6 protein-coding genes are annotated in these 11,831 nt (G+C 56.6%); 2 read left to right on the forward strand and 4 right to left on the reverse strand.

The window, feature by feature from the left end; translation table 11 throughout:
- Window positions 1–43 precede the first annotated feature (43 nt).
- Complete coding sequence (locus EJ361_RS13835) at window positions 44–2,137, forward strand: family 20 glycosylhydrolase (RefSeq protein ID WP_126246226.1); 2,094 nt, start codon at window positions 44–46, stop codon at window positions 2,135–2,137.
- Window positions 2,138–2,305: 168 nt separating this feature from the next.
- Here EJ361_RS13835 and EJ361_RS13840 read toward each other — a convergent pair whose 3' ends face one another.
- The 4 genes from EJ361_RS13840 to EJ361_RS13855 all read right to left on the reverse strand — a co-directional run bounded on the left by EJ361_RS13840 (window position 2,306) and on the right by EJ361_RS13855 (window position 10,036).
- Window positions 2,306–3,136 (reverse strand): TylF/MycF family methyltransferase, encoded by an 831-nt coding sequence (locus EJ361_RS13840; protein WP_126246227.1) that lies wholly within the window; start codon window positions 3,134–3,136, stop codon window positions 2,306–2,308.
- Between the two features lie 258 nt (window positions 3,137–3,394).
- Entirely contained in the window at window positions 3,395–7,129 is a 3,735-nt protein-coding gene (locus EJ361_RS13845; protein WP_126246228.1) for a glycosyltransferase family 2 protein, read from the reverse strand.
- Entirely contained in the window at window positions 7,126–8,463 is a 1,338-nt protein-coding gene (locus EJ361_RS13850) for a glycoside hydrolase family 2 TIM barrel-domain containing protein (protein WP_205687005.1), read from the reverse strand. The genes EJ361_RS13845 and EJ361_RS13850 overlap by 4 nt, the downstream gene beginning before the upstream one ends.
- A gap of 193 nt (window positions 8,464–8,656) precedes the next feature.
- Window positions 8,657–10,036 carry a DEAD/DEAH box helicase gene (locus tag EJ361_RS13855; protein WP_240646632.1) on the reverse strand — a complete coding sequence of 460 codons (1,380 nt, stop codon included), beginning with the start codon at window positions 10,034–10,036 and terminating at the stop codon, window positions 8,657–8,659.
- Between the two features lie 278 nt (window positions 10,037–10,314).
- On the opposite strand from EJ361_RS13855, the gene EJ361_RS13860 reads away from it, so the two are divergent.
- Window positions 10,315–11,742: an MFS transporter gene (locus EJ361_RS13860; protein WP_126246229.1), complete on the forward strand. Its 1,428-nt coding sequence runs from the start codon at window positions 10,315–10,317 to the stop codon at window positions 11,740–11,742.
- Window positions 11,743–11,831 lie beyond the last annotated feature (89 nt).

Genomic DNA, 11,831 nt, shown 5'->3' on the forward strand with positions numbered 1-11,831 from the left:
AGGATGCCGTTCGATATGATAAGCGACTACCAATATGTTTTGTATGATAAAAGCCATTTTGATTACCACATGCCTGCTCGGGGTGTTGCAGCCCGATGCATGGTCTCAAACTACCAATGCTGCTCCTTTTGTGATCCCCGGTTTGCGCGAGTGGCAGGGGAGCACGGGGGCCTTCTCCCTGCGCGCTTCCTCCGCGATCGTACTGGAACCTGCGTCTACACAGGCCTTATCGGCCACGGCGGAAGTTTTGCAGCAAGACCTCCGGAAGCTGACGAACGGTGCGGGCTTTCCTGTAAAAACGGGAAAGGCAGTGGCCGGAGATATTTTATTAAGCCTTTCCGCGCCGGATACGCTGCTGAAAAAAGAGGGCTATCTGCTGACGGCCACGCCGGATTACCTGCAGATCTCCGCGCCGGAATCCCGGGGCGTTTTCTGGGGAACGCGCACGTTGTTGCAGGTGCTGGAGCGCGACAGCGGCCATGCCCGTTTCCCTTGCGGCGCTGCCAAAGATTATCCCCGGTATGAAGTACGCGGGTTCGTGCTGGATGTGGGCCGGAAGTTCTTCAGCATGGATTTCCTCCGGCAATACGTGAAATTCATGTCTTACTACAAAATGAACGATTTTCACATCCACCTCAACGATAATGGTTTTTACAAACTCTTCGGCCATAACTGGGACAGTACGTATGCGGCGTTCCGGCTGGAAAGCGATTTCTTTCCCAACCTGACGGCCAAAGACGGCTCCTATACCAAACAGGAATTCCGGGAACTGCAGGAACTGGCAAATACCTACGGCGTGAAAATCGTCCCGGAAATAGATGTGCCGGCCCATTCGCTCGCATTTTCAAAACTCCGCCCGGAAATCGGCAGCAAGAAATACGGGATGGACCATCTGGACCTGGATAATCCCGTTACCTACCGCGTCATCGACAGCGTGTTCATGGAATACCTATCCGGCCCCAACCCGGTGTTCACCGGTCCGGAGGTACACATCGGTACAGACGAGTATGCGAAAGAAGCGGCAGAGCAGTTCCGCGCCTTTACAGACCACTACATCCGCCTGGTGGAAAGTTACGGAAAGAAAGCCCGGATCTGGGGAGCGCTTACGCATGCCAAAGGCAACACGCCCGTGAAGGTGAAAGACGTTACCATCAACGCATGGTACAATGGTTACGCCGATCCCGTGGAAATGAAGCGGCTGGGCTATGATCTGATCTCCACGCCCGACGCCTGGTTATACATCGTACCCGCCGCCGGTTATTATTACGATTATCTCCGGTTGCGGACGCTATATGAAAAATGGGAACCCGTCCAGGTAAACAATATCCGGTTCAAGGACGGCGATCCGCAGATCAAAGGCGGGTCTTTCGCGGTGTGGAACGACAGGGTGGGGAACGGTATTACCGAAAAGGACGTGCACGACCGGGTGTTCCCTGCCATGCAGGTGCTCGCTCAAAAAATGTGGAAAGGTGCCGACAGTTCCCAATCCTATGCTGCATTCGAAGCCGGTGCGGCCCAAATCGGCGAAGGCCCCGGAGCGAATATGCGCGGTAAACTGTCCGGAAAGGATGGATTGGCGCTGGCGTTCGTGACCCCAAAAACGGAAAGGAAAAAGGCTGCGGTCGGCAACCAGGTAAAAGCCGTCGGCATTTCCGGCGCAGCCATTAAAAAAGACGGTTTGCATCTATACGGCGGGCGCAGCTTCGCCACCTTGCCTGTTCCTGAAATCGGATACGGCTATACGGTGAGCTTCGCCGTCAAACCCGCTGCCGGCAACACGCCGAACGCGGTGTTATTCAGTTCCCCCAACGCCGTATTTAAGCTTACGCAGCAACAGACAGGGAAATTGGGCTTTTCGCGGGAAGGGCATGATTATGTGTTTGATTACGCCGTACCTGCCAACAAATGGACACAGCTGGCCGTAAGCGGCGACCATAAGGGCACGCGCCTGTATGTAGACGGTAAACTGGTGCAGAGCCTCCGGGGGCAGAAAATCCCCATCGCCGGTACGAAAGACACGTTGCTGAAAGTGCAGACGCTGTTCTTCCCGCTGCAATTCGTCGGAGATACCGCGCAGGCTTTTAAAGGGGTGATCAAGGACATAAAAGTCTGGAACAGTGCCGATAAGGTAGAATAGACGTTTGATCGTCGGGATGCCCCTTTCCGTTTTCCGGCCGCCGCGCCGGAGCATCCACACTCCGTAAACGGGGTAAATTAAAAAACCGCGCCGATCACTTGGACTGGCGCGGTTTTTTCATGTTACATGAATCGATCATCCACCTTTCAACGATTCCATTTACCTGTATTACTGTTCCCTTTTCCAATAAACCCCGATACCATCGCCGATCTCCTGGATTTTATCGGTTATTCCGTTTGCTTCGCGGTAGTCGATCACCGCTTTGCGGCATCCTTCCACCGCACCCCAGTCGTCGATGATGATAAAGCCGCCGGCGGAAAGTTTGGGATACAGGTAGGTGAGCGCATCCATGGTGGATTCGTACATGTCGCCATCCAGCCGGGCCACGGCCAATTGCTCGATCGGCGCGTGCGGCAACGTATCCTTGAACCAGCCTTTCAGGAATTTCACCTGGTTGTCGAGCAGGCCATATTTATCAAAATTATGCATGACTTCCTCGAGCGGGATCGCCAGTTCCTTGTAAATAAAATGGATGTCGCCCCGGTCTGCGGCGTATTTATCGTCTGGTTTGGGCAACCCTTCGAAGGAATCCGCGACGAAAACGGTCCTGGTTTTATCATTCATGGCGTGCAGGATGGCCCGCATGAGAATGGTGGCGCCGCCTCTCCATACGCCGGTTTCGATCAGATCGCCGGGCACCTGGTTGCGGATCACTTCCTTCACGCAGAATTCGATGTTGTTCATCCTTTTCATACCTATCATGGAATCCGCGTTCGCAGGCCAGTCAAGGCCGTTCCACCGTTGTTCGCGCGAGCTTTTCACTTCCCTGCAAATGGCCATCCGCCGGGGCCTGATCAATTTGTCGAGCATGCCCCAGATTTTTTGCTTGCCGAACAGGGTCACCTGTGATACTGGTACGTATTCATTTTTGCCGATGCGGTGCATGTCTAGCAATACGTTCTTCAGAAGTTCGAGATAGTTGTCCCGGGATTCAATCATATTTTTTTAATTAGCTGTTATGTGCTTAGTTAGGTACTTGCTTTGGCTGGGCCAATAGTTTACACGGCTCCCGGTTCGCTGGAGGTATAAAGGTTTGTCACAGGATATCCGCAGGCCGGTAGCATTTGGCCATGCGTCGATTCATCCGGATTTCCGGATGTAAATGTAAGATGAGCGTTAGCTGACAAAAAAGATCACTTTTGACAACTTCGTATGTTTTTTTGATCAGACAACCAAGTTGACCAATGTAGGGGGCCGTTATCGCGGGTTCCTGTTTTGCAGGAAAAGCGGGGTGTTCAGTGGACTATAATCCGTAGTTACGCTGCCATTCCGGGTAGCGACCAGGTAAAGCCGGTACTGCATGGGCTCGCCGGGGATCGTGAGCTTGAGGAGCGGGCCTTCGCCGACGCGTTGCAGTTGGAAGGGATACCCGTAGCGGTCCGTTTGCACGAGGTACCATTCGTACCGCAACCTGTCTTTCCCGGGTTCGGGCAGCCGCCAGCCTGCGCCTGCGCTTAACAGCACGTTGTAGGTAAGCTGGCTGCCGGGCAAAACGGTACGCGAAGGCCTGAGTATTTTTACGGCCGGCAATGGCGGTGGAGCCGGGGCCTGTTTCCAAAGCTTCGCCAGCAGGTGCCAATCGGTTTTTTTCCGTCCGTTATGATCGGTGAGGCCGTCGAAAGTCACGACGTCCCTCGTTTCCTGGTCTTGCAGGGTAGTGAGGAACGCCGGTGCCGGCGGCAGCTTGGCGTAGGCGGCAACGGGGATTTTGCTGATGAAACAGGGGACGTTTCCGGCCAGCAGGGTGCTGAGGCCGGTGGTATCGCTGGAGGCTTCCAGGCCAAACGCATCTATGGCGGGTAACTGCTGCCGGAGCCAGGCCATTTCAGGCGCTGTGCCGGGGTTGAAAAGCACGTCCGTCGTAACCGGCCGTGAAGGGTCGGCGGCTTTGATGGCCGCGGCCAGTTGTTCCATCCAGCGGAGGTACCGTTGCTGCTGGTAGAGCAACGCCGGTTTGTAATGCTGCGTGGCCAGGCGCTGCCAGGCGTTATTGCCCAGGTGCCACGCCGTGATGGCGGTATCGTTGCGGCGGCGGACGATGGTTTGGAGGATGTTTTCCTCCATCCGCGCCAGCGCCGCGCTATCCCTGTCCATGTCGCTGACGTCGGGCAGCCAGAACCCGAAATGGATGCGGATGCCATGGCTGACGGCTTCCGCGAGCACATTCCGGTCGTACACGCCCGGTCCGTACCGGCGGATGGTATTTACACCCAGTTGCTGCATCAGTTGCATGTCTTGCGCGGCTTCGCGGCGCGTGAGGGCATACCGGTTCCTGAACCAGCTGTCCCCTTTCTGGTAAATAAGCCCCCGGATATTGCCAGGCAATTTGTAGCGTACCGGCAGATCGGTTTCCGATGCGGGCGTAGTGATAGGCGGAATCTGCGCGAGGGGCGCCGAGAGCCGGGGCGATTCCCGCAGCGCGGCTAACAGTTGGCCGGGCTGGCGGATGGTCCAGTCCAGGAACTTCGCCGTATCGCCCTGGGGCACGTTCGTGTCGTGCGCCGTATTGAAAAACACCTGCGCGTGGATGTTGGGGAAACGCGTACGGATGGCGCGGAACGCATCGCGGAACCAGCCTTCCTGGTTGCCCGCCTCCGGGATGGAGCCCATTTCAGCGATCATCACCGGCAGTCCGGATCGGAAAAGCGGGAGGCTGTCGAACGGTTGGTACAGCGATTCGAAACTATTCCAACCCTTCCCGCCATGCTGCGGCCCGTAATTGAGAACGGTAACGCCTATCCAGTCTACGTACGCCTTTCCCGGGAAATAGGATGCCGCATGGGCCGCCTTCCAGGGGTTCCAGACCCAAATGGCGTTCACCGCTCCGCGGCGGCGGAACAGCGTATGCACATAGCGCCATGCCGCACGGAATTCTTCCGGCGTATTGCCGCCTGCGGGCGACCAGGGATAGCCGGGATTGTCGGGTTCATGCGCAAACCGGAGGAACAGCGGCCGGTCCAGTGCCTTCACCTGGTCGGCGAACCGTTCCAGGTAACTGTCGAAAATGCCGGTGGGGATGAGGGACATGATTTTCTGTTCGTCTTTCAAGCCATTTATGCGCAGCCCGAACTTCGACCGCCACGGTTCCCAGGTGACCATGGGAATGGAACCGCCATTGTATACCGCCGCCAGCGAATCCGGCAGGAGGTGCTCCGGGCCATTGCCCCACGCAATGTACAGCGAAGTAATCTGCATGCGCGGCATGCCCTGGCCCGGTGGGTTGTACGCGCCGGAATAGAAAACATCTTGCCGGGGAATGAGGCGCACACCGGGGGCATCGTTATATCCGGAGGTAAAATACCAGCTCAGGCCGATCACGGCCAGCAATAACGGCAGCCCGAGTTTGCGGATGCCGGAATACAGGTGCAGGTGACGGAAGACCCAGAATTGCCTTTTCAACAGGAGCGGCACGATCAGTATCGTTTTTACCCAACCGTACTTCGCGGGGATTTTCCGCAGCGGGAGGCTGGCGATGATATTGAATATCATGATGAGGCAATTGATGCCTGCAATGCCCGCCATAAAAAGCGAATAGGGGTTCCAGTCATAATTCAGCCCGTAAACGATGGCTGCGAGGGATATGACGAGGATAGCGATATTGGGGATGTTCAGCCGCCAGTCGTCGGGCCCGGAATCGTCTTTCGGCGTGGGAAGGTAAGGCACTTTTTTCCGCGCGATGGTATAGACGAGCCCCAGCAGATAGATCCACCAGGTGCCGATAAACAGCAATCCGCCCACGATATGAAACCCGCGTTCGGTTTCTTCCATCACCCACCGCTGCACATAATGACGGATAAGGAGGATGGAAGCGATGGCGGGGAAAGCGAACAGCGAAAACTCCACCAGGTCTGCCCGGAAAGGGATATACCCCGTCACCAGCGCAATCACCGGCACCAGGAAATTGATGAGAAATACGACCCCTGCCAGGTAATGCAGCGGAATGGTGCCGTAATGAATCTTTTGCAGCCAGGTGAACTGCCGGAACAGCTTCGGGTAGGAGGTGACCAGCAGCTCGAAAGTGCCCCGCGCCCATTTCAGCTGTTGCGAATAATAGGCGGAGAGCGTATTGGGAACGAGCCCGCGGGTCAGCACGATGGGTACATAAACGGATTTCCAGCCTTTGGCGTGCAATTGCATGGCGGTATGCATATCTTCCGCCAACCCCGCGGCATGCCCGCCGATGGAATCCAGCGCGGCCCTGCGGAAGGTGCAGTTGGCGCCGATGGCCAGTACGGTGCCGTAACTGTTCATGGTGGTCATGATGGGGCCATAGAACTGGAACGTTTGCTGGGCGGCGCCTTTGGCGATGATACTGTCTCCCAGGTTGCTGTACGCCTGAACGATCTGTACGAACCCGATCCCGGGATCGTTGAAATGGTGCACTACGGCGTCCAGGAAGTCGGGAGACGGCACATGGTCGGGGTCGAGCACCACGCAAAGCTCTCCCGTGGCGTATTGCAGCGCGTTGTTGATATTCCCTGCCTTGGCGTCTTTGCGGACGGTCCGGGTCACATGCCGCACGCCCAGCCGGTCGCAGACTTCGCGAAGGTAGGGGTCGTTGGCTTCGTCGCACAGCCAGGCGGTGTGCGGGTATGTCATGGCCCTGATGGCGGTGAGGGTTTCGACGATCATTTCGTACGGTTCACCGGGGAAGTAAGTGGTCAACACATCTACCGTGAAGGGATGTTGCGGCTCAGGCGTTGCCGGCACGCGGATGGCGGCATAATGGTACCACTCATGGAGGATGGCGAGGCAATTGAAGGTGATGCCTGCCATCAACACCCAATAGAGCGGGGCGTAACTAATCTGCGTGCGCCGGAACAGGACGATCAGCAGCACGCCGATGCTGGCGGTGCCGAGCAGGATCATGAGCCTCAGCGTAAACATTTCCCGCTTCGATGGCGGTGTTACCGGTTCCAGTTTTCCCTTCATGGCGCTATAACATAAAATGGTGTATTGGCGGTTGCGAAATTGCCGTACGCATCATGTACGGTAACGAATATACGGTATGGCCCTTCCGTCAACGGTGCGCGAAAGGTCGCCTTCATGCCTTCGCGGGAAACCAGGAGGCTGTCCAGCGATGGCGGTTTCCGGGGATTTACATCGCCCCGGAAGCGGATGAACCAGTCTTCCGGCAACACTTCCCATGTTAACCGGAGCGAATCGTGGCGGGGGCTTTCCAGGATCAATGTGGCGGAATGGGTCGTACCCGGCGCTACCAGGATATTATCTCTTGCTCCTTTATCGTCTACCAGCATAAACCGCAGATCGGGCGCCTTGTGCGGAGGTTCATGGCCCGTCCAGATATATTGCATGATCTGTGCGGTGGCGGACGTTTCGCCGGTCCGGGAGAACAGGCTGAACCAGGTATGCGTCACTTCCTGCTTCTGCCCCCAGAAGAACACGCAGGCGCCGAGGAAGCGGGGATCGTTCACTGGCATGTGTTCCGTGTACCGCTGAAGATATTGTTCCGCTTTTTTGTTGGAGGTATTTTCGATGGGAGCGCCCCAGGCGGTGGTTTCGGATTCCCAGGGCCCGTTGATGCCCCATTCGGTAATAAGGAAAGGCCCGTCCCAGAACCAGGCGAATTGCTGCAGCCCGGTGCGCAGTTGGGGCAGTTCGCCGAATATGTTCATGGAGATGAGGTCGAGCTGGGGCACTTTCCAGCGGAGGTTATAGATGTTACGCCGGTCGAAGTTGATGAGCGCGGTGGTGACGGGGTGATCGGGATCCCGCTTGTGGATCATGGCCAGCAACCGGTTATACGCTTTGTAAAACGGCCGGAAGCGCGGCCTGTAAGGGAAATCGACTTCATTGCCGAGGCACCACATGAGTAGGGCCGGATGGTTTTTATAACGCTCCACGATCTGTTCGAAAGCCCGGTAAAGGGCCGAAACGGCGGCAGTGTCCCGGTAAAATCCGAAAGTGCTGCTGACGGGGATAGACAGCCCGGCGATGACGGCGATGCCGTTGGCTTGGGCTTCGTCGAGCAGGGCGCCGAGCTGCAGGGTGTCCCAGGTACGGATCGTGTTGCCGCCCGCAGCCTTGAGAGCGGCGAGCTGCCCGGTGCCGGCCGCGCCTTTGACGGTGAAGGGCTGGCCGTCCCTGAAAATGGTGTACCGGCCGCCGGATTGTGCAATGTAGACCTTGCGGGAGGCGGGGGAGCCGGAAGTGCGCCGGCAGGCGGTCATGGCGCAGCAAAGCAGGGCCATGGTGATGATAGCCAGGTAATCAGGTGTGCGGCGTGTAAGTAGGTGTATTATCATGCGGGGCGCCTCGTACTGTATAAATATAGTGGAAAGTTTTTAATGGGAGATGGGAGGCGGCGGGCGCTGCCGATGGTGGGAGGGAGCCGCCGGTGGAAAGCTGCCGCATCAGCCTCTTCGAAAAGCCCGGCTGAAAACGAGGGCAGGCCTCGTTATGTACCTGGTAAAAGCGGGCTGGTAAAATTGTAGCGAATTACTTGGCTACGCTGATCTTCACTTTTTTGTTCTTCAACCGTTCTGATTGTATCAAATGCAGCGTGGCGCCGGCTTTGGACTTGCGCACGGCCACGAAGGAAAAGAAATCTTTCACTTCGATGATGCCGATATCTTCCTTTTTCAGCATCCCCTTATGCGAAAGGAAGCCGACGATATCCACTTTGTTCACTTTATCTTTTTTGCCGGCCGCGATGAACAGGGTGGTCCAATCCGGTTTTTGCGGTAATACGGCTTTGGCGGGCAGGGTGATGACTTCGGGGGCGGGAGAAATGTAATCCGGTACCTTTTCGCCGGGCGCCAGCATGAGGATGGCGGTGCCGCTGGCTTCCATGCGGGCGGTGCGGCCATTGCGGTGCACGAAGGTTTCCTTCGTATGGGGGAGCTGGTAATGGATGATGTAGCGGATGTTGGGGATGTCGAGCCCGCGGGCGGCGAGGTCGGTGGTAACGAGGATATTGGAGCTGCCGTTCCTGAATTTGCAAAGGGCGGCATCGCGCTCCTGTTGTTCCATGGCGCCGTGATAAAACACGTTCAGGATGCCTTTGTCTTTCAGCATCCCGCTCACTTCGCCCACGAATTCCCGCTGATTGCAGAATATGATGGTGGAACGGTTGCCCAGGGCGCAGATGAGGCGGAAGAGGGTTTCGGATTTATCGGGCTCGTCGCTGTTGACCATCTGCACGGCCAGGGCGGGGGATTTTTCTCCTTTCAGGAAATTGATCTCCGTGGGGTTTTCCAGTCCTACGAAATCAGGGATCTCCAGGGCTTCGGTGGCCGAAGTGAGGATCCTTTTCTTCAAAGCGGGCAGGGAGCCGATGATGAAGGCCATTTCCTTTTCGAACCCTTCTTCCAGCGATTTATCGAATTCATCCAGCACCAGCGTGTGGATATGCGCGGTGTTGATATTGCCTCTGCGGATGTGGTCGCCCAACCGGCCGGGCGTACCGATAATCAGCTCCGGCGCTTCCTTCAGGTTGTTTTCTTCCGTTTCGCGCAGGTGGCCGCCATAGCAGCAGGTGACCTTGAATCCGGTTTTCATGCTTTTGAAAACCCTTTCTATCTGCAGGGCCAGTTCCCGTGCGGGAACGATGATCATGGCCTGGCTTACATTTTCGTTCTTTTTCAGCGATTGCACCAGGGGCAACAGGAAAGCGAGCGTTTTACCGGAACCGGTATCGGCCAGCAACACTACCGCATCGCTGGTGCTGTTCGTTTCCAGCGATGCCTGCTGCATGTCGTTCAAAGCCCCGATTTGCAAGTTGGAAAGGATATCGGCGATAGAAAGGGAAGAATGCTTCATCGCGCAAAAGTACGTGAAATACCGGGCAACTGCGCGGTCCGCCGCCATCCGGGCCATAAAAACCGGATTTAAGGCTTCACCAGCAGGAGAACGGGCAGGCCGTTGCGCTGGAGGATTTATTTGGCCACACAGCCCATGAAGAGGTTGGTAAGGGACGTAGCGCCCTTTACGCCGAGAATGATCGTGCCGGCCTGGCGGTTGCGGGTAAAATCGGTCGCCGGGGGGCACCGCATTTTGCCAGGGTTCTCCCGCCCAAAAAAATACTTGTCCGATTACCGGTTGCCAGCGGAAAGGCGTGCCGGTAATTTTGCTTCGTCAATTAAAACGGAAACAACATGACGGGTACAAAAGATACAAGATGGTGGGTATTGCTGGTTATCCTTACGGCGCCGCTGCTATATGTGATCGATATTTTCATCATCAATATCGCCATTCCCACCATCAAATCGGGACTCGGCGCCACGCAGGGAGAAATACAACTGGTGATAGCGGGTTATTTGCTGGGGAGCGCCTGTTTCCTCATCATCGGCGGCAGGGCGGGCGATTACCTGGGGCGTAGGAAAGTCTTTTTCCTGGGGATGCTTTGCTTCACGGTAACGTCTTGCCTGTGCGGAGCGGTGCAAACGATGCTACAGTTGAACATCGCCAGGTTCCTGCAGGGCGTGAGCTCGGCGTTCATGGTCACGCAGTCCATCGCTCTCATACAAGACCTTTTCCCGGAGCAGCGGGAGCGCGCCAAAGCCATCGGCTGGTACGGCATCACGTTGAGCATTGCCGCCATCATTGGCCAGATCCTCGGGGGCTATCTCGCTGAAACCCGCACCGTTATTGAAGGATGGCGGCTTATCTTTTTCATCAACGTACCGGTTGGCTGCCTGGCGCTTTGGGCGATCCGGAAATACCTGCCGGAAACCGAACGTCAAACCGGCGTCCGTTTCGATTATCCGGGCGCCATGCTGCTGACAGGCGGCCTGGGCTGCTGCATCTATTCCATCACCGAAGGCAGGGAGCAGGGATGGCCCCTTTGGAGCATGGTTGCGCTCGTTGCCGGCAGCGCGCTCATGACGGTGTTCTTCGTCCGGCAGAAGGAAAAGTCCGCCGCCGGCAGCCATCCGCTCTTGGATACACAGTTGTTCAGGAACCGGCATTTCAATATCGGTTTGCTGGCCGTGCTTTTCCATTTCATGTTCCACACGGCCTATCTGCTCATGGTGGCGGTATACCTGCAAAACGGACTGGGTGTTTCCGCACTGGAATGCGGGCTGTATTTTATTCCGCATGCGGTCCTTTTCATGGGGAGCTCCGTGCTGGCGTCGAAATGGCTGGTGAGGTACGGGAAGAAAGTGCTGCTCGCAGGACTGGGGATCATTTTCGTCAGCTTCGTTTTACAGATGAAAATGTTCTCCACGTCCCGCATGCCCTTTTTGAACATCGCGCTCATCGGTTTGTACGGTCTGGGCAACGGCATGGTGCTGCCTTTCCTGCTGAACATCGTGCTGGACAGTATTCCGCCGCGCCATGCGGGCCTGTCGGCCGGTATCTTTTCGACTTTCCAGCAGATCGCTTCGGCGCTGGGAATCAGCATCATCGGAGGTATCTTCTACAACTCGGTTATCAGTGAATCTGCCGCCGGGTACAAACTGGCGCTGGACAACGGGCTGGCGGCCGGTATCGTTTGCATGGCGGTCGTGGCGGGGATGCTGATGGCGCTGCCGGCCGGTGTGCGAAAGGAAGAACGCGCGAACGCGGTTTCGTTCGAATAACCCGGAAATACTTAATTCTGGGTATGTGACGGGGACGATGCCGGGGCTACATTTGCCGTTGTTTACCGATACCTGTCCTTATGCACCTA

The sequence above is a fragment of the Chitinophaga rhizosphaerae genome (assembly GCF_003958645.1).
GTDB classification, from domain to species: Bacteria; Bacteroidota; Bacteroidia; order Chitinophagales; family Chitinophagaceae; genus Chitinophaga; species Chitinophaga rhizosphaerae.